The 22,993-nt window shown below is 73.5% G+C and carries 14 protein-coding genes; 12 read left to right on the top strand and 2 right to left on the bottom strand.

Annotated elements, in window-relative coordinates:
• The first annotated feature begins 4 nt into the window (after positions 1 to 4).
• From BKD26_RS31845 to BKD26_RS31795, 11 genes are all read left to right on the top strand, one after another.
• Entirely contained in the window at positions 5 to 1,291 is a 1,287-nt protein-coding gene (locus BKD26_RS31845) for a flavin-dependent oxidoreductase (RefSeq protein ID WP_084905472.1), read from the top strand.
• A gap of 126 nt (positions 1,292 to 1,417) precedes the next feature.
• A complete protein-coding gene (locus BKD26_RS31840) occupies positions 1,418 to 4,036 on the top strand; it encodes a glycosyltransferase family 1 protein (RefSeq protein WP_084905470.1) in 2,619 nt (872 codons plus the stop codon).
• A gap of 205 nt (positions 4,037 to 4,241) precedes the next feature.
• A complete protein-coding gene (locus tag BKD26_RS31835) occupies positions 4,242 to 5,831 on the top strand; it encodes an MFS transporter (protein WP_084905468.1) in 1,590 nt (529 codons plus the stop codon).
• Between the two features lie 204 nt (positions 5,832 to 6,035).
• A complete protein-coding gene (locus tag BKD26_RS41715) occupies positions 6,036 to 6,578 on the top strand; it encodes a hypothetical protein (protein WP_084905466.1) in 543 nt (180 codons plus the stop codon).
• A 37-nt stretch (positions 6,579 to 6,615) separates the two neighbouring features.
• A complete protein-coding gene (locus tag BKD26_RS31825) occupies positions 6,616 to 7,938 on the top strand; it encodes an AarF/UbiB family protein (protein WP_084905464.1) in 1,323 nt (440 codons plus the stop codon).
• Position 7,939: 1 nt separating this feature from the next.
• Entirely contained in the window at positions 7,940 to 8,935 is a 996-nt protein-coding gene (locus tag BKD26_RS31820) for a DUF1702 family protein (protein WP_084905462.1), read from the top strand.
• Between the two features lie 2 nt (positions 8,936 to 8,937).
• On the top strand, positions 8,938 to 10,869 hold the full coding sequence (locus tag BKD26_RS31815; protein ID WP_084905461.1) for a CRTAC1 family protein: 1,932 nt from the start codon (positions 8,938 to 8,940) through the stop codon (positions 10,867 to 10,869).
• Entirely contained in the window at positions 10,866 to 11,834 is a 969-nt protein-coding gene (locus tag BKD26_RS31810; protein ID WP_206603743.1) for an enediyne biosynthesis protein UnbU, read from the top strand. The genes BKD26_RS31815 and BKD26_RS31810 overlap by 4 nt, the downstream gene beginning before the upstream one ends.
• Positions 11,831 to 17,728 carry a type I polyketide synthase gene (locus BKD26_RS31805; RefSeq protein ID WP_084905458.1) on the top strand — a complete coding sequence of 1,966 codons (5,898 nt, stop codon included), beginning with the start codon at positions 11,831 to 11,833 and terminating at the stop codon, positions 17,726 to 17,728. Before BKD26_RS31810 ends, BKD26_RS31805 begins: the two co-directional genes overlap by 4 nt.
• On the top strand, positions 17,725 to 18,168 hold the full coding sequence (locus tag BKD26_RS31800) for an acyl-CoA thioesterase (protein WP_084905456.1): 444 nt from the start codon (positions 17,725 to 17,727) through the stop codon (positions 18,166 to 18,168). Before BKD26_RS31805 ends, BKD26_RS31800 begins: the two co-directional genes overlap by 4 nt.
• On the top strand, positions 18,165 to 18,701 hold the full coding sequence (locus tag BKD26_RS31795; protein WP_084905454.1) for a flavin reductase family protein: 537 nt from the start codon (positions 18,165 to 18,167) through the stop codon (positions 18,699 to 18,701). Before BKD26_RS31800 ends, BKD26_RS31795 begins: the two co-directional genes overlap by 4 nt.
• Here the strand turns inward: BKD26_RS31795 and BKD26_RS31790 are convergent.
• Both BKD26_RS31790 and BKD26_RS31785 read right to left on the bottom strand, forming a co-directional pair.
• A complete protein-coding gene (locus BKD26_RS31790; protein ID WP_084905451.1) occupies positions 18,682 to 20,727 on the bottom strand; it encodes a M4 family metallopeptidase in 2,046 nt (681 codons plus the stop codon). The two genes, BKD26_RS31795 and BKD26_RS31790, sit on opposite strands and share 20 nt — an antisense overlap.
• Positions 20,728 to 20,995: 268 nt before the next feature.
• Positions 20,996 to 21,598, bottom strand: coding sequence for an NAD(P)H-dependent oxidoreductase (locus BKD26_RS31785; RefSeq protein ID WP_084905449.1), 603 nt, complete (start codon positions 21,596 to 21,598; stop codon positions 20,996 to 20,998).
• Positions 21,599 to 21,897: 299 nt separating this feature from the next.
• On the opposite strand from BKD26_RS31785, the gene BKD26_RS31780 reads away from it, so the two are divergent.
• Positions 21,898 to 22,350, top strand: coding sequence for a hypothetical protein (locus BKD26_RS31780; RefSeq protein WP_084905447.1), 453 nt, complete (start codon positions 21,898 to 21,900; stop codon positions 22,348 to 22,350).
• The last annotated feature ends 643 nt before the right edge of the window (positions 22,351 to 22,993 follow it).

Here is a 22,993-nt window from a genome sequence, read left to right as displayed (position 1 = left end):
CGGCATGACCCCGCACATACTCGTCGCCGGCGGCGGAGTCGCCGGCCTGACCACCGCGCTCGCCCTGCACGCCGCCGGGTTCCCCCATGTCACCGTCGTGGAGGCGGCGCGCGAGATCCAGCCCGTGGGCGCCGGGCTGAACATCATGCCCAACGCCGTACGCGAACTCGACGCGCTCGGGCTCCTCGACGACCTGGAGGCCGACGCCGTACGCACCCGGGAGCTGCGCTACTACCACCGCTCGGGCGGGCTGATCTCCCGTGAGCCGCGCGGGCTGCGCGCCGGCTACCACTGGCCCCAGCTGTCCATCCACCGCGGCCGGCTCCAGCAGGTACTCGCCGACGCGGTACGCCGCCGGCTCGGCCCGTCCGCGATCGTCACCGGTGTCCGGGTGACGGGGTTCGAGCAGCTGCCCGACGGCCGCCCGCGCGTGCGCCTGGAGCACCGCGAGGGCGCCATGGGCGGCCGGGCGTCGCTGGAGCCGGACGTCCTGATCGGCGCCGACGGCATCCGCTCGGCGGTCCGCGCCGCCCTCAACCCCCGCGAGGGCGAGCCGCCGTGGAACGGCATGCTGGTGTGGCGCGGCGTGTCGTGGATGGACGCGCGCCGGGCCGGAACGTTCATGCTCATCGCGGGCGACGACCGGCAGAAGGCCGTGGTGTACCCGATGGCCGAGCGGCCCTCCGGCGACGTCCTCGTCAACTGGGCGCTGGCGATGCCCGCCGACAGCATCGCCGGCCCGGCCGCCCGGGGCGACTGGAACCGTGCCGTCCCGGTGTCGGACTTCCTCCGCCACTACGAGGGCTGGGAGTTCGACGGCGTCAGCGTCCCCGAGGTGCTGCGCGCCGCCGACGCCGCGTACGAGTACCCCATGGTGGACCGCGAGCCCCTGCTGCGCTGGAGCCACGGCCGCACCACGCTCGTCGGCGATGCCGCCCACGCCATGTACCCCATCGGCTCCAACGGCGCCACCCAGTCCATCGTCGACGCCCGGGCCCTCGCCCACGCCATGTTCCTCCACCCCGGCGACCCGGCCGGCGCCCTCGCCGCCTACGAGGCCGAGCGGCGACCCGCCATGACGGAGCTTCAGCGCGCCAACCGGCGCCTGGGCCCGGAAGTCGTCATCAATCTGGCCCACGAACGCGCCCCCGGAGGCTTCACGCACATCGACGACGTGATCCCGGCGCACGAACGGCGCGAGATCGCCGCCCGGTACGCCGCGACCGGCGCGTTCGACCCGGAAACGGTCAACGCGGGTTCCCCGTACGAGGTCCCGGTGAGTGTGACGTGAACGCGCTCCCCTGAGTGCGCCGTGGTTGCGGAGGGCGGGGTGCCGATAACGTCGGAGGGTGAAGGCGGACGCACAACGCCCGTGCGTTCCGCCCCGATACGTACCTGCCCTGCGAAGGTGGAACACGTGAAGGCAATCCGTCGATTCACCGTGCGCCCCGTCCTCCCCGACCCGCTCCGGCCGCTCAGTGACCTCGCGCGCAACCTGCGCTGGTCCTGGCACGCCGAGACCCGTGATCTGTTCCAGGCCGTCGACCCCGAGGGGTGGCGGGCGGCCGGCGGCGATCCCGTCCGGCTGCTGGGCTCCGTGTCCGCGGCGCGGCTCGCCGAGCTCGCCCGCGACCGGCGGTTCCTGCGCCGCCTGTCCGCCGCCGCCGACGACCTCGACGACTATCTGCGCGGCCGCCGCTGGTACCAGCAGCAGAACGGCGACCTGCCCGCCGCCGTCGCCTACTTCTCGCCCGAGTTCGGGGTCACCGCCGCCCTGCCCCAGTACTCCGGCGGCCTCGGCATCCTCGCCGGTGACCACCTCAAGGCCGCCTCCGACCTCGGCGTACCGCTGATCGGTGTCGGACTGCTCTACCGGCACGGCTACTTCCGCCAGTCGCTCTCCCGGGACGGCTGGCAGCAGGAGCACTACCCGCTCCTGGACCCCAACGAGATGCCCGTCAGCCTGCTGCGGCAGCCGAACGGCACTCCTGTCCGGGTCTCCCTCGCCCTGCCGGGCGGCCGCTGCCTGCACGCCCACATCTGGGTGGCGCAGGTCGGCCGCGTACCGCTGCTGATGCTCGACTCGGACGTGGAGGAGAACGGCCCCTCCGAGCGGGACGTCACCGACCGGCTGTACGGCGGGGGCAGCGAACACCGGCTGTTGCAGGAGATGCTGCTGGGGATAGGAGGTGTCCGGGCGGTACGGGCGTACTGCGAGCTCACCGGCCACCCCGCGCCCGAGGTGTTCCACACCAACGAGGGGCACGCCGGATTCCTCGGCCTGGAACGCATCCAGGAACTGAGCGAGGAGGGCGTCGAGTTCGACGCCGCCCTGGAGGCCGTCCGCGCGGGCACGGTCTTCACCACCCACACCCCCGTCCCGGCCGGTATCGACCGGTTCGACCGCGAGCTCGTCGCCCGCCACTTCGGCGACGGCGCCGAACTGCCCGGCGTCGACGTCGAGCGCATCCTCCGCCTCGGCATGGAGACCTACCCCGGCGGCGAGCCCAACCTCTTCAACATGGCCGTGATGGGACTGCGCCTCGCCCAGCGCGCCAACGGCGTCTCCACCCTCCACGGCGCGGTCAGCCGGGGGATGTTCGCCGGCCTGTGGCCCGGGTTCGACCCGGACGAGGTGCCGATCACCTCCATCACCAACGGCGTCCACGCCCCGACCTGGGTGGCGCCCGAGGTCTTCCGGCTCGGCGCGCGCAAGATCGGCACCCAGCGCGCCGAGGACGCGCTCAGCGTCGGCGGCTCCCAGCGGTGGGACGCCGTCGGCGAGATCGCCGACGCCGAGATCTGGGACCTGCGGCGCGAGCTGCGCGAACAGCTGGTGACGGAGGTACGGACGCGGCTGCGCGCCTCGTGGCGGCAGCGGGGCGCGGGGGCGGCGGAGCTGGGCTGGATCGACGGGGTCCTGGACCCCGACATCCTGACCATCGGGTTCGCCCGCCGGGTCCCCTCGTACAAGCGGCTCACCCTGATGCTGCGGGACCGCGACCGGCTGATGGAGATGCTGCTGCACCCGGAGCGGCCGGTGCAGATCGTGGTGGCGGGCAAGGCCCACCCGGCGGACGACGGCGGCAAGCGGCTGGTCCGGGAGCTGGTCCGGTTCGCCGACGACCCGCGCGTACGCCACCGGATCGTCTTCCTGCCCGACTACGGCATGGGCATGGCCCAGAAGCTGTACCCGGGCTGCGACGTCTGGCTGAACAACCCGCTGCGGCCACTGGAGGCGTGCGGGACGTCCGGGATGAAGGCGGCGCTGAACGGCTGCCTCAACCTGTCCGTCCTGGACGGCTGGTGGGACGAGTGGTACGAACCGGACTTCGGCTGGGCCATCCCGACCGCCGACGGCCCGACCACGGACGAGGACCGGCGTGACGACCTGGAGGCGGCGGCGCTGTACGAGCTGATCGAGCAGCGCGTCGCGCCGCGCTTCTACGACCGCAACGGCAGCGGGCTGCCCGAGCGGTGGATCGAGATGGTCCGCCGTACGCTCGCCAACCTGGGGCCCAAGGTGCTGGCGGGGCGCATGGTGCGCGAGTACGTGGAGCGGCTGTACGCCCCGGCCGCCCTCGCCCACCGGTCGCTGGACACCGGCGCGGCCCGTGAACTGGCCGCGTGGAAGAGCCGGGTGCGTGCCGCGTGGCCGCGCGTAGCGGTCGACCACGTCGAGGTGGACGAGGCCAATGGCGTCGCCGAGCTGGGCTCCACGCTGGCGCTGCGGGTGCGGGTCGCGCTCGGGGACCTCCAGCCGGAGGACGTCGAGGTCCAGGCGGTGGCGGGCCGGGTCGACACCGACGACCGGCTGAGGGACGCCCAGACGGTGCCGCTGAAGCCGGCGGGCGGGCCGGACCAGCAGGGCCGTTGGGTGTACGAGGGCCCGCTGACCCTCGACCGGACGGGCCCCTTCGGGTACACGGTCCGGATACTGCCGACGCACCGGCTCCTCGCGGCGGGCGCCGACCTGGGGCTGGTCGCGCTGCCGACCGAGGCGACGGGGGAGGGCGCGGGCGTCCTGATGCGGTAACGGTCTCCTCGGCTCGTCGCCCCCTCCCCTCGTGGGGGGCGACGAGCCGTGCGCCGCTCAGCCTGCCGCCCCCGCCGTGCCGGGGCATCGGCCGCCGAACCGATTCCACCTGGGCCGTTCGGCGTATGGCCCCTGCCCGCGAGGAGGAGACGGTCCAGCCATGGGTGGCGCGAACTGACGGGTTGGAAAAGGGGTGGGGACGGAAGTGAAGAGCACGCTGTGGGCGGAGGCCGGGGGCGGATTTCCGCGGCCCGTGTGGTTCTGGGCCGGGGTGGCCGCCAGCACGGCGGGCACGGTGCTGCACCTGCCGATGTTCTGGCACGCGCGCCACATGGGCTACCGCATGGCGGGGATGACGCCCGACCCGGCCATGGTGGCGGGCATGGTCCTCGTCGTCGCCGGGGTGGGCGCCGTGCTGGTGGGGCTGTGGCCGCCCCGCGCCGAGGCGCTGCGCCGGCAGGCGGCGGCCGTCCGGGTGCGCGCGGACGACGACGCCGGGCTGCGGCCGGCCCACGTGATGCTGCTGATCGTGCTGTCGCTCGCCGTGACGGTCGACGTCATGAAGCCGCTGACGCTCTCCCTCGTCGTGCCCGGGGTCGCCGCCGAGTACGGTCTGGCCTCGCCGCTGCGCGGCGGGGGCGGGAGCGGGGTGCCGGTGGCGTGGCTGCCGCTGGCCGGGATAACCGGGACGATGGTGGGCTCGTTCGTCTGGGGCCGGCTCGGCGACCGGATCGGGCGGCGGAACTCGATCCTGCTGGCGGGCGTGCTGTTCGCCACGACGTCCGTGTGCGGGGCCATGCCGGGCTTCTGGTGGAACGTCCTGATGTGCTTGGTGATGGGCATGGCGGCCGGCGGCATGATCCCGATCGCGTTCACGCTGATGGCCGAGACGGTGCCGCGCCGGCACCGCGGCTGGCTGATGGTGCTGATCGGCGGGAACGTCACCGTCGCGTACGCCCTGACGAGCTGGCTGGCGGCGGTCCTCACCCCGGAGTTCGGCTGGCGCGTCCTGTGGCTGGTGGGGCTGCCGACGGGGCTGTTGCTGCTGATGCTGAACCGCTGGATCCCGGAGTCGCCGCGCTTCCTGCTCGCCACCGGCCGGGTGGAGCAGGCGCGCGAGGTGCTGCGGCGCTACGGCTCGACGGTGGCGCCCGTGCCGGAGGCCGAACCCGCGCCGGTGTCCGGTCGTCCCCGGCTGTGGGACCGGGGGTTCGGCGGCCGTACGGCGGTGCTGACCCTGCTGGCGGCGGGCGCCGGGCTGCTGACGTACGGCTTCCAGATGTGGCTGCCCGTCAATCTCGGCCGGGCGGGGTACCTGGAGGCGTCCTCGGCCCGCATCCTGCGGGACAGCGCGCTGATCAGCCTGCCGCTCAATGTGCTGACCGCGCTGCTGTACGGGCTGTGGAGCAGCCGGCGTACGGCGGTCGTCGTGGCGGGGGCGGCGGCGGGGGCGCTGGTGGTGCTGGCGGTGGCGGGTGAGGGGGTCGCCGGTGACGAGTCGCTGATGCGGCTGCTGTTGTTCGTCCCGCTGTGGGGGATCAGCGCGACCGCGGCGGTGGTGGCCGCGTACAGCTCCGAGGTGTACCCGACCGCGCTCAGGGCCCGGGGGACGGGCTGGGCGGCGGCGGTGAGCAAGGTCGGCGGGGTGGTCGTCCTCGCGCTGGCGGTGGGCGCCGCCGCGGTGCCGCCGATGGAGGTCACGGCTCTGGTGGCGGCGGTGCCGCTGGCGCTGGCGGCGGTGGCGTTCGTGTTCCTCGCGCCGGAGACGCGGGGGCGGCGGCTCGACGAGGCCTGAATTTCCGACCGCGCCATTGAGGCCCGGCCTTTTCCCGGCCGAATTTTATTGGCCGACCCCTTTCTGTCCAGTTCTCGCCAATGGACGGTGTATTCGCCACTCGGATGGGTGAATGCTGCCCGGACAATGGTCCGAATGGAGGTACTCGGGAATGTCAGGAGTGCACCCCACCAACTCCCCGAGTAACGTTCGGAGGTTCTTTCCGTGCCCACAACCACTGCGCTTCCGCGAGTCGGTGCAGAAGTCCCCTGCAGCTGCTACGCGGCCAACGTCCCGCTCAAGATCCGTACCTCGCTCGTCACCGTCGACTTCAAGGGCGGGATCAAGGTCAGGGTCGAGGCCCACCCCGACGAGCCGGCCCACAAGGCCGTCGTGCTGAAGGTCGTCGGCCACGAGGTGTCGGCCGAGCACGAGAACCTCGGCCGCATCACCATCAAGCAGGACGACTCCGAGGCGACGCCGGACAGCCTGCTCAAGGTCGTCCAGCACTTCCCGCCGCAGCTCAGCGCGACGATGTTCCTGTCGTTCACGCTGACCATCCAGTCGCCGCCCGGCGCCACGGCCGCGCGGGAGCCGTTGGTCCTGCGGACCAAGGAACCGGCGGTGCTCCAGAGCCCGAACCTCGACCGGTTCCCGCCGGACGGGGACCTGTACCGGCTGCAGAACCCCATCCAGCTGGTCAGCCCGGACAACCTCGACGACGTCATCGCCACGATCGACAAGTTCCCGGTCTCGGTCGGCGGCTGAGCCGGACAGAGCGGACGGCGAGGGCGGGGTACCTGTGATGAGCCATGCCGACATTCCGGCGGCGACGGCGGTCGCCGGAGTCGTACGGGGCGTGCGTATCTGCCTCGTCCTCATGGTCCGGCTGGTCCTTCTGGGCTGCCTCGCCCTCCGCTGTTCGCTGGTGCCGGGGAGGGGCGGTTTCGCACCACGGCGGGACGCCTGGCTCCTGGCCACGGTGACCGCTCTCGGACCCGCCTTCGTCAAGGCCGCTCAGATCCTCAGCACCCGTGCCGACGTGGTCCCCCGTCATGTCGCCCGGGTGCTGAGCACCCTGCACGACCAGGTGCGCCCGCTCCCGCTCGGCGACGCCTCACGGCACTTCGGCCCCGAACTGAGAGGCGCGCTGCGGGACGACGGCCCCGCCCTGGCCGCGCGCCGCCCGGTGGCGGCCGGCACCATCGCCTGCGTCTACCGGGCCGACCTGACGGACGGCCGGACCGTCGCCCTGAAGGTCCGCCGGCCCGGTGTCGTACGCCAGTTGACCACCGACCTGGCCATCATGGTGGCTCTCGCCCGGCTCGTCGCCCCGCTGCCGCCGCTGCGCGGCGTGCCGGTGACCGACATCGTGCGGCAGCTCGCCCAGTCCCTGCGCGGACAGCTCGACTTCCATCGGGAACGGCGCAGCCTCCGCTTCCTGAAGGAGAACCTGGCCGAGGTGGACCAAGTGCGGGTGCCGGCGGTGTACGAGGAGCTGTGCGGCCCCGACGTCCTCGTCATGGAGTACCTCGACGACCTGCACCGGCCGCCGCCCGAAGGGCCGGACGGCGCACGGGCCGTCGTCACCGCGCTGCGCGCCGCGTACCACATGCTCTTCCTCGACGGCCTCGTCCACTGCGACCTCCACCCCGGCAACCTGATCTGCGGACCGGGCGGCGCCGTGACCATCGTCGACGCCGGGTTCACCGTGCGCCTGACCGAGCACGCCCGGGACAGGTTCACCGACTTCTTCGACGCGATGAGCCGCGGGGACGGACCGGCCTGCGCCGACATCGTGCTGTCCACCGCACGCCCCGGCCGGGACACCGACACCGCCGCGTTCCGGCGCGACCTCGCCGCCCTCGTCGACTCCTGCGGGGGAGCGACCACCGCCACCTTCGACCTGATGGACTTCGCCGTCCGGCTCTTCGCCGTTCAGCGCCGCCACGGACTGTACGCCGACCCCCAATTCGTCTTTCCCATTCTGTCGCTGCTGGTTCTGGAGGGCACGGTCCGCTCCCTCGGCCCCGATCTGGATTTCCAGGCCGTGGCGAAGCCGTATCTGATGATCGCCCTCATGGAACGCGCCATTGCCGCCGCTCAGAGAAAACAGGAGTCCGGCTGACATGCTTTCCACCTTCTCCGCCTCTCCCGCCGTCGTGCCGCGTCCCCTGCGCCGCGTCGTGATTCCCCTGCTGCGCCAGGACACGGCGCAAGTCGACTTCGGCGTACGCCGCTTCCGGCTCCGCCCCGGACCGGCGCGCGACATCCTGCAGGCCGCCGGGCAGGCCTTCCTCTGCGGCTTCCACGCCGCCCTGCGCGCCCGCACCCTGTCCGACCTGGCCGGAGAGGTGGAACTGCTCCCGGCCGAGCGGCGCGGATTCGCCTACGAGGGCGCCGGCATGGCCTGTGGCGTACTGGACCTGCTCACCGCCTCGCGCGGCCGCCGGTTCGCTGCCCTGCTGACCGGTCCCGCCGCCCGTTACCCGCACCTCGCCCAGGTGGGCGCGGGGTGGGCGTACGCCCGGCTCGGGCTGCGGCCACGGGGCGGGATCCCCGGCGCGGGCCCGCCCGAGTGCTGGCTCGCCTGGGACGGATACGGCTTCCACCAGGGCTTCTTCCACCCCGACCGGGTCATCGGGCGGCAGCACGTCGAGCGGGGGCTGGCCCCCGACGAGCGGGCCATCCGCGACCAGGGCCTCGGGCGGGCGCTGTGGTTCCACGAGTGCGCCGACCCCGACGGCATCGCGCTGCGGATCGCGGAGTTCCCGGCGGCGCGGCGCGGCGACCTGTGGAGCGGCGCCGGACTCGCCGCCACGTACGCGGGCGGCGCGACGTCCGAGGAGCTGCGGCGCCTTGCCGAACTGGCGGGAGAGCACCGCCCGGACCTCGCCCAGGGGGCCGCCTTCGCCTGCGAGGCCCACCGCGTCTCCGGGCACGTCCCCGAGCACACCGCCGAGGCCGCGCCCCTCCTCACTGGCACCGGCGCCGAGCAGGCGGCCGACTGGACCGTCCGCTCCCTCGCCGCCCTCGGCCCCGAGGCCACCGGCACCGGCCACTACCAGCGGTGGCGCGCCGGTATCCGGGCCGAGTACGTCCACAGCCGCAGAGGGGACCGCTGACCATGACCGCACTGGTACGCCGGAACCTCGCCCGGATCACCGCGCTCCTCGCCTGCCTGCTGCTGTGGCACCTCACCCAGCCGCCCGCCGCCTCCGACGCCCAACGCGACCGCCTCGCCCAGCGGTTCGCCTTCTCCCCCCACTCGGTGTCACCCGCCCACCGGGCCGGGGACCGGAGCCTGCGCCCCGTCGCCCCCGCGTACAAGGACATCCCGGCCTGGATCTCGTCCGTGGGCGCCGGGGTGGCGCTCCTCGCCGCCGACGGGGGCAGCGTGTCCCGTGACATCTGCCTGGTCGACCCGCGCACGGACACGGTGACCGTCCGCCCCGCTCCCGGCACCGGCCGCCGGTACGCGCCCTTCGTCCTCCGCCCGCCGGCGCCCACCATGCCGGCGTATGCCGCGCCCATGGGGTGCCTGCCCGCCGACCTCAACGAGGACGGGTGGCAGGACGTCATCGTCTACTACTGGGGCCGCTCGCCCGTCCTGTTCATGCGCCACGCGGGCCGGCCGCCGACCGCCGGAGCCTACGTCGCCCGCGAACTCGTCCACCCCCGTGCCGTGTGGAACACCAACGCCGCGACGGTCGGCGACTACGACGGCGACGGGCACGTCGACCTCGTCTTCGGCAACTACTTCCCGGACGGCGCCCGCGTCCTGGACCCCACGGCCCACCAGCCGGACCGGCTCGTGATGAACGCCTCCCTCTCCAACGCCCGCAACGGCGGCACCAACCGGCTGCTGCGCTTCACCGGCGCCACCCGCGGCCCCGCCCCCGACGCCCGCTTCACGGAGGTCCCGGACGCCTTCGACCCCCGCGCCGCACGCGGCTGGACGCTCGCCCTCGGGACGTACGACCTCGACGGCGACCACCGCCCCGAGCTGTACGTCGCCAACGACTTCGGCCCCGACCAGCTGCTGGTCAACCAGTCGTCACCCGGCCACATCCGGTTCCGCGAGGCGGTGGGCGTCCGGCACGCCACCACCCCCAAGTCCAAGGTGCTGGGCCGGGACTCCTTCAAGGGCATGGGCGTGGCCTTCACCCACCTGGGCGCCGACCGCGTACCCGACATCCTGGTCGGCAACATCGCCGAGAACTTCGCCCTGCACGAGAGCAACTTCGCCTTCACCGCCGCCGGCAGCCCGGCCGCCGCCGGGCGGGCCCTCCACCGGGGCACGGCCCCGTACGACGACGACAGCGAACCGCTGGGCCTCGCCCGTACCGGCTGGACGTGGGACGTGAAGGCGGCCGACTTCGACAACGACGGCGGCCCGGAAATCATGCACGCCACGGGTTTCGTCGCCGGACGGACCAATAGCTGGGCCCAGTTGCAGGAAACGGCCATGTCCAATGACCTGATCCTGGACAACCCCCGGCTGTGGCCCCACTTCCCGGCCGGCACCGAACTGTCCGGCCACGACCGCAACACCTTCTTCGTACGGGCCGGCTCCGGCGGCGGCTCCGGATCCGGCGGCCGCTTCACCGATGTGGCGGGTGAGGTGGGCGTCGGCACGGACACCGTCAGCCGCGCCTTCGCGGTCGGCGACATCGACGCGGACGGCCGGCTCGACTTCGTGGTGGCCAACCAGTGGGCCCCCTCGGTGATGTTCCGCAACACCGGCCCGGCACACCCCGCCCTGGGGCTCCGGCTGCGGCTGCGGACCGCCGACGGCGCCACACGGCCCGCCATCGGCGCCACCGCCACCCTCACCCTGCCGAACGGCACCGTCCGTACCGAGCAGGTGTACCCGGCCAACGGCCACAACGGAGTCAACGCCCCGGACATCACCTTCGGACTCGGCAAGGCGGTCACCTCGCGCGCGCTCCCCGTACGCCTCACCTGGCGCGACGGCCACGGCCGCGTCCACACCCGCACCACGACGCTCCGCCCGGGATGGCACGAGCTGGTCCTTGACGAGGAGGCAGCACGATGAACGGACTCGGCCGCACGATGGGCCGCGTGCTCGGCGGCCCCGACGACCCGCGCAGCGCCGCACTGCGCCGGTTCGGACTCTCCATCACCGTACTGACCGTCATCGGCCACACCGTGCTGGGCTTCGAACAGGCCTACCTCACCCCGGTCGTCGCCGTGGCGTCCGGCCTGGCCGCCGAGGGCGTGCTCGGCGCCATCGACGCCCACGCCCGCCGCGTACGCCCCTGGTACGCCGCCGGCTCCCCCGGCGCCGTCGTGGACCTGCTGCTGCCCGCCTACATCACCGCCCTGGCCTGCGCGATGCTCCTGTACGCCAACGACCGGCTGATGCCGACCGTCCTGGCCACCGTCGCGGGCGTGGCGAGCAAGTACGTCGTCAGGGTGCGGGTCGCAGGGCGCCCGCGGCACGTCCTCAACCCCAGCAACACCGGCATCGTCCTCGTCCTGCTGCTGTTCCCGTGGGTGGGCATCGCGCCGCCGTACCAGTTCACCGAGTTGACCTCCGGCGCGGTGGACTGGGTGATCCCGCTGGCGGTGCTCGCGGCCGGGACCATGCTGAACGCCAAGCTGACGCACAAGATGCCGCTGATCGCCGGCTGGGCGGGCGGATTCGTGGCCCAGGGCGTCATCCGCTGGGCCCTGACCGACATCTCGCTGGCGAGCGCCCTGCTGCCGATGACGGGCGTCGCGTTCGTCCTGTTCACCAACTACATGATCACCGACCCGGGCACCACCCCGTCACGCCCACGCCACCAGGCCGTCTTCGGGGCGACGACCGCCGCCGTCTACGGCGTGCTCGTCCAGTTCCACATCGTCTTCGGCCTCTTCTTCGCACTGGTGATCGCGTGCGTACTGCGGGGGCTGGTGCTGGTGGCCGCCGAGCGCCTCGCGCGGATGCCGGTGCGGTCCCCGGCCCGGGTGCCGGCCGCGGCCGGGCCCGCCTCGCTGCTGCCGGAGTCACGATGAGCGACGCGTACGACGCTCCCGCGCTCGCCATCGTCGGCATGGCCTGCCGCTACCCGGACGCCGACCGGCCGGACCTGCTGTGGGAGACGGTTCTGGACCAGCGCCGCGCCTTCCGCCGCCTGCCCACGGAACGGCTGGACGCCGACGACTACTACGACCGCGACCCCACGGCCCCCGACCGGACGTACAGCCTCTACGCGGCCGTCCTGGAGGGCTGGACGTTCGACCGGTCGGCGTTCCGCATCCCCGGCCCGGTGTACCGGGCCGGCGACCCCGCCCACTGGCTCGCCCTGGAGACCGCCGCCCGCGCCCTGGAGGATGCCGGGTTCCCCGGCGGGACGGGCCTGGCCCGCGACCGGGTCGCCGTCATCCTCGGCAACAGCCTCACCGGCGACGCCACCCGCGCCGGGACGCTGCGGCTGCGCTGGCCCTACGTACGCCGGGTCCTCGCCGCCGCCCTGGAGGCCGCCCAGATCACCGGGGACGTACGCGACGACGTGGTGCGCCGGGCAGCGGCCGGCTACCTGGCGCCGTTCCCGCCGACGACCGAGGAGTCGCTCGCCGGGGCCCTGTCCAATACGATCGCCGGCCGCATATGCAACCACTTCGACTTCCACGGCGGCGGCTACACGGTGGACGGCGCCTGCGCGTCCTCCCTGCTCGCGGTCGTCGAACTGTGCCGGGCGCTGCGGGACCACAGCGTGGACTTCGGCCTGGCGGGCGGCGTCGACCTGAGCCTGGACCCGTTCGAACTGGTCGGGTTCGCCAAGACCGGCGCGCTCGCCGCCGACCGGATGCGCGTGTACGACGAGCGGTCGGCCGGGTTCTGGCCCGGGGAGGGCTGCGGCATGCTCGCGCTGATGCGGGCGGCCGACGCGCGGGTCGCCGGACTGCCCGTGTACGCCGAGATCCGCGGCTGGGGCATCTCCTCCGACGGCAACGGCGGCATCACCCGCCCCGCCCGTGACGGGCAACTGCTCGCGCTGCGCCGCGCGTACGACCTGGCCGGCGCCGACCCGGCCGGCGTGCTGCTCCACGAGGGGCACGGCACCGGGACGCAGGTCGGCGACGAGGTCGAGCTGACCGCCCTGACCGCGCTGCGGGAGGACGCACGCGCGCGTGCCGCGCTCGGGACGGTCAAGGCCAACATCGGGCACACCAAGGCGGCGGCCGGCGCGGCGGGCGTCATCAAGGCGGCGATGAGCCTGCACACCGGGGTGCTGCCGCCGACGACCGGCTGCGAGACCCCGCACCCCGTCCTGCGGGCGCCGGGCTCCCCGCTGCGTATCCTCCGCAGGCCCGAACCCTGGCCGGAGGGGCCCCGCCTGGCCGGCGTGAGCTCCATGGGCTTCGGCGGCATCAACGCCCACCTGGTGCTGTCCGCCCCCGAAGAGCCGGCGCACGGCACCGTACGGCAAGGGCCCGCGGCGGGCCGTCAGCGCGTGGCCGGGGCCGGTCTGCCCGTGGCCGAAGCCGCCGGGTCCGTGGCCGAATCCGCCGTGCCCGAGCCCAGCATGGCCGTGCCTGAGTCTCGTGGCCCCGTGTCCGGGACCGGGTCCGCCCGGTCCGTGCCTCGTACCGGCGTGCCGGAGCGTCGCGCCGGCCTGTCCGTGCCCGGAGCGGCCGTGCCCGCGCCCGGGGCTGCCGACCCGGCCGTGGCCGGAGCCTCCGTCCCCGTGACCCGAGCCTCCGTCCCCGTGACCGGGGCCGCTGGGCCCCTGCCAGGCGTCGGGCTGTCCGTACGGCGTTCCGCGCCCGAGCATGCCGTCGTCGGCGCCGCCGGGGCGGAGCCCGGTGAACTGCGGGCGTTCTTCGCGAGGGTCGCCGAGGTCGCGCCCCGGCTGTCCTTCGCCGAGATCCACGACCTGGCCGCCCAGTCGGCCCGCGAACGGCCCGCCGGGCCGGTCCGCGCCGTGCTCGTCGCCGCCACCCCTGACGAACTGGCCGCCCGGGCCGCATCCGTGGCCGCCTGCCTGGCGGCGGGTCCGGCGCCCGGCGGCCTGACGCGCCTGCCGGGCGGGTGGGTCGGGCAGGGCGTACGCGGCCGGGTCACCCTGCTGTTCCCCGGCCAAGGCGCGCCCGGCCTGACCGGCACCACGAGCACCGGGACGGCCCAGCCGGCCATCCACCGCGCCTCGCTGGGCGGTCTGCGCCTGCTGGACGCCCTCGGCGTCACGGCGACGGCCGCCGTCGGGCACAGCCTGGGCGAGATCACCGCCCTGGTGTGGTCGGGCGCCCTCTCCGTACGGGACGGCTTCCGGCTCGTCCGCGCGCGGGGCAGGCTCATGGCCGCCCTCGGCGCGTCCGGGACCGGCATGCTCAGCCTGCGTACGGAGCCGTCGGCAGCGCTCGCGCTGTGCGCGGGCACCGGACTCGTCGTCGCCGCGTACAACGGCCCGCGCTCGGTCGTGGTCGCAGGGCCGGTGGCGGACCTGCGGGAGGTGGCGGAGCGAGCCGAGCGGGCGGGCGTGGCCCGCACGGTGCTTCCCGTGTCGCACGGCTTCCACTCCCCGGCGGTCCAGGCGTGCGTCCCGCCACTGCGCCGGGTGCTGGCCGCCGTGGACTTCCGCCCGCCCGCGCGCCGCCTGGTGTCCACCGTCCACGGCAGGGCGCTCACCCCGGACGACGACCTGGCCGCTCTGCTCGCCGACCAGGTCACCGCGCCCGTGCGATTCTGGGACGCGGTCAGCGGCGCCCTGCCGGACACCGACCTGCTGTGCGCCTGCGGGCCGGGCCAGGGCCTCGCCGCCCTCCTCGCCGACCAGGGCTGCGGCGTCCCCGTGGTCACCGTGGGCTCCGGTGACCCGGACGCCGCGACCACCGCCCACGCGGCGGCCGCCCTGTTCGCCGCCGGGGCGTGCGAGGGGCTCGACGCGCTGGCGGCCGGCCGGGCGGCCCGGCCGATCGACCTGTGGCGGGAGAGGACCTTCCTCGCCAGCCCGTGCTCGGCGCCGCCGCCGTTCAAGGAGCCGCGCGGCCGCCATCCCGAAGACCCGCCCGCAGCACCGGCCACCCCCACCGCCCCGGACACCGCCACCGCCGTGCGCGGCCTGCTCGCGCGGGCCACCGAACTGGACCCCGGGCTGATCGACATGGACACCCGGCTGCTGACCGACCTGCACCTCACGTCCCTCACGGTCACCCAGCTCGCCGCCACCGCCGCGCACCGCATGGGCCGCCGCCCGCCGGCCGCCCCGCTCTCCCTGGCCGACGCCCGGGTGCGCGACCTCGTCGAAGCCCTCGACGCGCTGCCCTCCGCCGACGACGCCGCGCCCGACACGGTCGCCACCGGCGTCGACACCTGGGTCCGCTGCTTCACCGAACGGCTACGCCCGGCCGGCCACGGCGGCCTGCCGCGGCCGAGCGCCGGATGGCGCACCACCGTGCTGGGCGACGGCGAACTCGCCGTACGGGCGCAGGAGTTGTACGGCGCCACCACCGGCGAGGACACGGAACTGCTGTACGTACCGAAAGCCCCGGGCCCGCCCCCGATCGCCCGCCTCCTGGCCACCGCCCGTTCCGCGCTCCGCACCGGGCGCCTGGTCGTCGTGGCGCACGACACCGCCCTCGCGGGGTTCCTCGGCAGCCTCCACAAGGAACACCCCGGCCTGGGCGTCACCCTGATCCGCGTCCCGCCGACCGAGGCGGGCCTCCGCCACGCCACCCGCTGGGCGGGCGCCGAACCCGGCCGCTACCAGGAGCTGGTCCTCGACGAGCACGGGACACCGCACGTCCCGGTGGAACACGTCCTGCGGCTTCCCGAGCGGGGGGCGGGGCGTCCGCTGCCCCTCGGCCCCGAGGACGTCCTCCTCGTCAGCGGCGGCGGCAAGGGCATCGGCCACACCTGCGCCATGGCGCTCGCACGGCGCACCGGTGTGCGGCTCGCCCTGATCGGCCGGGCCCGGCCGGAGGACGACGAGACGCTGCGTACGAACCTGGCGGTGCCGGCCGCGGCGGGGGCGAGCGTCGCGTACGAGGCGGCCGACCTCACCGACGCCACGGCGGTCGCCGATGCCGTGGGCCGCCTGACCGACCGGCTCGGCCACCCGGTCACCGGCGTCCTGCACGCCGCCGGTATCAACGAACCGGCCCGCTTCGCCGACCTGGACGAGGCGCGCGTCGAGGCCCACGTCGCCGTGAAGGTCGCCGGGCTGCGCCACCTCCTCGCGGCGCTGCCCGCCGAACGGCTGCGGCTGCTCGCCGCGTTCGGCTCGGTGATCGGCCGTCACGGCCTGCCCGGCGAGGGCCACTACGCCCTCGCCAACGGCCTGCTGCGTACCGAGACGGAAAGAATGGCGGCCGAACTGCCGCCGCACTGCCGGGTCCTGAACGTCGACTGGTCGGTGTGGTCCGGCGCGGGCATGGGCGTACGCCTTGGCGTGCTGGACGCGCTGGCGCGCGAGGACGTCACGGCGATCGCGCCCGACACCGGCGTGGACCTGTTCCTGCGCCTCCTGGCAGCCGGTGGCTCGACGCCTGCCACGGTCGCCGTGCACGGCAGGCTCGGGCGGGACGTGCCGGTGCCCGCCGTGCCCGGCCCGCCGCAGCGGTTCCTGGAGGAGGCCCGCGTCCACTACCCGGGTGTGGAGCTGGTCACCGAGACGCGGCTCGCCCTCGGCACCGACCCGTACCTGGCCGGCCACCGGCTGGACGGCGTCGTCTGGCTCCCCGGCGTCCTCGGGCTGGAGGCCATGGCCCAGGCGGCCTCCGCCGTGGCCGGCGGGCCGCTGTACGGGGCCCGCGACATCACCTGGGCGAGCCCGGTGACCGTACCGGAGGAGGGGTCCCGCACGGTGCGGGTGTGCGCGCTGCACCGGGGGGACCGCGTCGAGGCCGTGCTGCGCAGCGACGAGGACGACTTCTGTGTGGACCACTTCCGCGCGGTCTTCCCGCTCGCGGCGCCCTCCCCGAACGGGCACCGGCCGCAACCCCCGGTGGACGGCGACGCGCTGCTGTACGCCGACGAGCTGTACGGGCCGCTGTACTTCCACACCGGCCGCTTCCGGCGGGTGCGGAGCCTGACCGCACCCTCCGCGCGCGGCTGCCTGGCCACCCTGGGCGCCGGGGGGCCCGCCCCGTGGTTCCCGGCGCCGCTCGCCGCCCCGTTGCTGGGTGATCCGTCCGCCAACGACGCCACGCTGCACGCGCTGCAGGCCTGCGTGCCGCACCGCCGGCTGCTGCCGGTGGCCGCCGAATCGCTGACGGTCCGGCCGGGGGACGGGCCGGTGGAGCGGGTGCGGGGCGCCGAGATCTCCGCCGCGGACGGGGAGTACGTGTGGGACGTGGAGGGCCAGGACGCCTCGGGCCGTCCCGTCGTCCGGTGGCGCGGCCTGCGGCTGAAGGACGTGGGCCCGTTGCCGCGCGGGGAGTGCCCCTGGCCGGTGCCGCTGCTGGCCGTCCTCCTGGAGCGGGCGGCGGCGGCGCTCGGCCTGGGTGACGGGCTGCGGGTGACGGTACGGCCCGGTGAACGGTCCCCGGCCGCCCGCCCCCCTCGCCCCGGCCTGTCCCGCAGCCACCTGAACGGACTGGTGCTCCAGACCGAGAGCGGTGCTCACGGTGAGGTCGCCTGCGACTGGGAGGCCGTGACGGCGCGCGGCGAGGACGTCTGGCGCCGGGTGCTCGGTACGGACCACCTGGCCCTCACCGCGTTGCTGCGGCGCCAGAGCGGCGAGCCGTTCGAGGTGGCGGCCACCCGGGTGTGGACGGCGGTGGAGTGCCTGGCCAAGGCGGGCCGCCCGCCGGGCGCGCCGCTCTCCCTGGGCGGCGTCTTCGACGGCGGGTGGGTCCTGATGCGCTCCGGTGACGCCCTGATCGCCTCCGGAGTCGTACGGGTGGTCCAGGTGGAGGGGCCGGTGGCGGTGGCGGTGCTGAGGACCCAGGAGGGCAGCCGATGACGACGGTGACGACACCCACGTACACGTACGAACATCTGGTCACGCTGGAGGAGACCAACCTCGTCGGGAACGTCTACTTCACCAACTACCTCCGCTGGCAGGGTCATTGCCGCGAGCGGTTCCTCGCCGAACGGGCGCCCGGGGTGATGCGGGCGCTGCGGGGCGGGCTGGCGCTGGTGACGGTGGACTGCCACTGCGCGTACTTCAGCGAGCTGTACGCCATGGACCGGGTCGGCATCCGGATGTCGCTGACCGCGTCCGGCGACCACCAGGTCGGCATGGGCTTCGACTACTACCGCACCAACTCCGCCGTGCCGCAGCTCGTCGCGCGCGGCGGCCAGACCGTGGCGTGCATGCGCCGCACCGAGCAGGGGATGCGGCCGGTTCCGGTGCCGGACGAACTGCGCGCCGCGCTCACCCCGTACAGGAGCCCGGAATGACGCCCGAGGCCGACGCCTTCCGCGCCACGATGGCGCACATGCCCACCTGCGTCACCGTCGTCACCGCCTCCGCCCGCCACGGCGGCCCGGTCGGCTGCACGGCCAGCGCCGTCCTGTCCCTCTCGCTGCACCCGCCCGGCCTGCTGGTCTCCCTGTCCGCGACCGGCCGCACCGCGCGCGAGATCCGGCGGGTCGGTGCCTTCGCGGTCAACGTGCTGAGCTGGGAGCAGCGCGACCTGACGCGGCGGTTCGCCGAGGAGCCGCCGTGCCGTCGTTTCGTGGGCGTGCCGTGGGCGGTGCAGGACGGCCAGCCGGTGCTGATGGGCGCGGCGGCCAGTGTCGTCTGCGCCGTCGACCGTTGTTATGACGTGTGGGACCACACGCTGTTGGTGGGGCGGGTGGTGCACAGCGCCCACGATCCGGACCGTACGCCCCTGCTCCACCACCGCCGTACGCACGACCGCCCGGCGGCACAGGGAGTGCCACCGGGCGGTCGTTCCCATCCCTCCCGGCTTACGGGAAGGTCAGCTTGACGCTGTTGATGTAGCCGGTGTCCTGGGCGGCGACGTCCTGGACGCGCAGCTTCCAGGCGCCGTTGGCGACCTCGCTGGAGGCGTTGACCGTGTAGGTGGCCTTGACGTTGTCGGCCGAGTCGTTGCTGCTGGAGTTCTTCAGCCGGTACGCCGTGCCGTCGGGGGCCACCAGGTCCACGACCAGGTCACCGCGCCAGGTGTGGACGATGTCGACGTCGACCTTGAGCGCGGAGGGGGCGTTGCCGGTGATGCCGGTGACGTTCACCGTGGACGTCACCGCGGCGCCGTTGTCCGGGATGGCGACGTCGGCGGTGTTCTCGAACACCTTGCCGGTGCCGGGGTCGCCGCCGCCCGGGCGGGAGCCGACGTTGATCCCGGCCCAGGCGTGCTCGACGGCCTTCACCTCGGCGCTGCCGGCACCGTACAGCTCGGTGGCGACCGCGACTGTGCCGGTGCGGGCGCCGGCGTAGTTGGTGGTGGAGGTGAACTTGGTGGTGAGGGCCTTGTACCAGATCAGCGCGGCCTTGTCGCGGCCGATGCCGGTGACGGGCAGGCCGTCGAAGGTCGGCGAGTCGTAGGTGACGCCGTTGATGGTCTTGGTGCCGCTGCCTTCGGAGAGCAGGTAGAACCAGTGGTTGGCCGGTCCTGACGAGTAGTGCACGTCTATGCCGCCGATACCGGAGTACCAGTAGTCCTTGGACGAGCCGTCCTTGCTGGGCTTGTCCATGTAGCGCAGCGGGGTGCCGTTGCCCCGGATGTCGATCTTCTCGCCGACGTAGTAGTCGCCCTTGTCCTGGGCGTTGTTGGCGTAGAACTCGACGGCGGCGGCGAAGATGTCGGAGGTCGCCTCGTTCAGGCCGCCCGACTCGCCGCTGTAGACGAGCTTGGCGGTGTTGGAGGTGACGCCGTGGGTCATCTCGTGGGCGGCGACGTCGATGGACGTCAGCGGCCTGGCGTTGTTCGCCCCGTCGCCGTACGTCATGCAGAAGCAGCTGTCCTGCCAGAAGGCGTTGACGTACGCGTTGCCGTAGTGGACGCGGCTGTACGCGCCGACACCGTCGCCCCGGATACCCGAGCGGCCGTGGACGTTCTTGTAGTAGTCCCAGGTGACCCCGGCGCCGAAGTGGGCGTCGGCGCCGGCCGTCTCCAGGTTCTGCGGGGTGCCGTCGCCCCAGATGTCGTCGGGCCCGGAGAACAGCGTCCCGGTGCCGGAGGTGCCGCGGTTGAGGTTGTTCGTCCTGTGGTTGCCGCGGCCGGTGTCGGTCAGTGTGTACGAGCTTCCCGACTGCGCGGTGCCGAGCGTGACCTGGCCGCTGTACTGGGTGTTGCCGGTGCCGTTGTGGACGGCCTGCCACTCGAAGAGCTTGGCGCCCGTGGTGGCGTCGGTGACGACGTGCAGCTCGTTCGGGGTGCCGTCGTGCTGGAGGCCGCCGACGACGGTCTCGTACGCCAGGACCGGCTTGCCCTGCGCGAGCCAGACCACCTTGCGCGGCGCGCGCTCGGAGTCGGTCGCCTTGGAGCCCTCGGCGCGGGCCGCGCTCAGGGCCTGCTTCTCGGCGGCGGCCGGGGTGATGTCCGCGGTGGTGTCGACGCCCTTGAGCTCCGCCCGGGACGCCTTGCTGACGCCCTCGGTCCGCCCGGCCCTGCTCTCGGTGACGACGAGGTCGCCGCCGAGGACGGGCAGCCCGGCGTAGGTGCGCTCGTAGCGGGTGTGGGTGGTGCCGTCGCGGTCCTGGACGACATCGCGGACGGCGAGCTTCTCCTGGTCGCCGAGGCCCAGTTCCCTGGCCGTCTCGGTCTTGGTGGCGTCGGCCGCGCGTATCAGCGCGGTGCGCTGCGCGGGGGAGAGGTCGGCGGGCAGGGCGCCGGGGTCGGCCGTGCCGGCCGCCTGGGCCTTGGGGGCCGACGGGGCCGCGGGGGTGTCGGCGGCGGTGGCGGCACCGGTCTGCACGCCCACGGCGAGCATGGCGGCGGCGGCGATCAGAGCGCCTGTCGCGGTGGCGCGACGGCTGGGCGTGGATCTCACGCAGACTCCTTTTGCGAGGGGGGTACCGGACGGCTGGGTGGGCCGGCCGGTCGGAGCAGCCTGAACGAGCGCGGAACATGTGCGGGCCGAACGGAAGAACACATGTCGAACACGTGGTGCGGAGAACGGGGTAAGAGTGGCGCCGACGACGGCTTTCTGTCAGGGGCGCGTCAATAGATTGGCCGGAAATCGTCCGTTGCCCGAAAACCCGTGTTCGCTGAGCGGACGTTTCGGCGAGGGGCCGGCCACCCGGCCCCTCGCGCCGGGGCTACCGCACCTCGTACGGATAGCGCGCGAGCGGGGCCTCGCGCTGGAAGAAGCTCTTGGCGCGGACCATCGCCCGCTCGTCGTCACGCACCTGACCGGGTCGCGAACCATTGCCGAACAGCACCCCGCCGAAGCGCATCCCCATGTACGCCGCCGAGTTGTTGAGCGCGGTCACCAGCCCGTCGGCGACTTCCTCCTCCTCGTGCGCCATGACCGTCACGCCCCACAGGGTCCGGCCCGCCATCCGCTCCTTGAAGTCCAGGCCGGGCACCTTCAGCCAGCCCGACCAGTAGTCGAGGTAGCGCTTGCTCTGCGCCGAGAGGGTGTACCAGTACAGGGGCGAGGCGATGACGATGTCGGTGGCCTCAAGGGTGGCCCGCCGCAGCCCCTCCTCGGTCTCACCGGCCGGCCAGGCGTCGTGCTCGTGCCGTCCGTCCTGGAAGTCGGGCAACGGCAGTTGGGCCAGGTCCACCCAGCGCTGAGGTATGCCGGCGGGCAACTGCGCGGCTGCGGCGCGGGCGAGGATCTCGGTATTGCCGTCGGGACGGGAGCTGCCGAGGGCGAAGAGGAACGAGCGGTCGGTACGTGCGTCATCGATGGTCATGTCTGCTTCCAACTCCATGCACGTGCACGGATATTCCGGCAGGTGACCTGTAGGGTTCGCGATTCCGTGAGCAGTGCGTCCTGCGACAACGCCGAAATCCGAGCTCTGTGAGCAGGCTGAGTTGGTCTGGCATGAGCAGTCTCGCCTGTGAACGGTCGCTAGCGATCATAGGCGGTCAGGGGCGCCCGCCTGTTGGTCGCGGGCGGGTCGGGAATTGCCGGATTGGCGTCCAGCGCAACCGTGGTGACTCGTAGCGTGTCCACTGTTGGTGAAGGTAGAGGTACGGAGGGAGGTACGGCATGGATCCGATCTCTGTGGCGCTGCTCGCAGCGCTGGCGGGGGGTGCCGGCGGTGAGCTCGGACGGCAGGTCTGGTCGGGGCTGACCACCTTGGTGCGTCGCCCGTTCGGGCGTGGCCAGGGCGAATCCGCTCAGGCTCCGAGCGTCAGTTCCGGGGAGGCGGAGCTGGTCAGGCTTCAGGAGGCGCCTGGGGATGCGGCGCGTGCGCAGGCGCTGAGCACCGCTTTGGCGGTGCGGGCCGCGGTGGATGAAGAGTTCTCCGTTGACCTGCGGCAGTGGCATGAGCAGGCGCGGCTGGTGCCTACGGGTGACGGTGACGTCCACAACACGGTCAGCGGCGGCACCCTGTATGGGCCGGTGCTGCAGGGCCGTGACTTTTCCGGTCTGTCCATCACCACGTCGGCTCCTCCTCCACCCTCCCTGGAGGGTGGGGCGGGGTCGACGCAAGGCTGAGTCGAATGGCCGGGGGGGTACGGGGCTGTGTCCGACGCGGTCAGCGGTGGCGTGTTCTCAAGAGATGATCCAGGGCCGGGATATCACCGTGGTGCTGCTCCCAGAGGTCACGTCAGGGCTTTCCGGTCTGCCCTCTCCCTCCCCCACGTTTACCGGACGCGATGTGCACGTGGAGGAACTGCTTCACGGACTGTCCCCCGTGAGGAGCGGCAGCAGGCGGTATGGGTGGCGCCGCAGCCATCCGGATGGAGGTGGCGGGTCTGGCCGGCGTGGGCAAGACCGAGCTGGTCGTCCAGGTCCCCGTACGTGGCCTGCACAACCGGACTGGTTCCCCGGCGGAGGGCTGTTCGTCGACCTGCTCGGTTACATCCCCGAGCGCCAGCTCTCCTCCGAACGGGCTCTGGACGAGCTTCTGCGCTCTGGGCATTCCCGGAGAACACATCCCCAACTGTGGGCGATCGCGTTATTTGTGATCGTCGACACTCCAACGGGCTGCAAACCTGCAGCGGTTGTACCCCAGTACGCGGGTGGGTTCACCATGGCCTGCTCCGACGGCTCGGGTCGAAGGGACCAATGCCGAGGTCACGCCCTAGATGTGCTGTCTGGAGAGGTTGGTGCCGCGGCTGGCAGGTGTTTGGCCGCC

Origin of the sequence: Streptomyces sp. CB03238 (genome assembly GCF_002099185.1) — a bacterium.
In the GTDB taxonomy this organism is placed as follows: domain Bacteria; phylum Actinomycetota; class Actinomycetes; order Streptomycetales; family Streptomycetaceae; genus Streptomyces.
Note: the sequence above shows the minus strand (reverse complement) of the source record. Positions and strands in the feature narration are given on the sequence as shown.

Coding starts and splice junctions, on each gene's coding strand:
- BKD26_RS31800 (WP_084905456.1), top strand. CDS start 17,725: ATGACGACGGTGACGACACCCACGTACACGTACGAACATCTGGTCACG.
- BKD26_RS31805 (WP_084905458.1), top strand. CDS start 11,831: ATGAGCGACGCGTACGACGCTCCCGCGCTCGCCATCGTCGGCATGGCC.
- BKD26_RS31795 (WP_084905454.1), top strand. CDS start 18,165: ATGACGCCCGAGGCCGACGCCTTCCGCGCCACGATGGCGCACATGCCC.
- BKD26_RS31845 (WP_084905472.1), top strand. CDS start 5: ATGACCCCGCACATACTCGTCGCCGGCGGCGGAGTCGCCGGCCTGACC.
- BKD26_RS31810 (WP_206603743.1), top strand. CDS start 10,866: ATGAACGGACTCGGCCGCACGATGGGCCGCGTGCTCGGCGGCCCCGAC.
- BKD26_RS31815 (WP_084905461.1), top strand. CDS start 8,938: ATGACCGCACTGGTACGCCGGAACCTCGCCCGGATCACCGCGCTCCTC.
- BKD26_RS31825 (WP_084905464.1), top strand. CDS start 6,616: ATGAGCCATGCCGACATTCCGGCGGCGACGGCGGTCGCCGGAGTCGTA.
- BKD26_RS31780 (WP_084905447.1), top strand. CDS start 21,898: ATGGATCCGATCTCTGTGGCGCTGCTCGCAGCGCTGGCGGGGGGTGCC.
- BKD26_RS31785 (WP_084905449.1), bottom strand. CDS start 21,598: ATGACCATCGATGACGCACGTACCGACCGCTCGTTCCTCTTCGCCCTC.
- BKD26_RS31820 (WP_084905462.1), top strand. CDS start 7,940: ATGCTTTCCACCTTCTCCGCCTCTCCCGCCGTCGTGCCGCGTCCCCTG.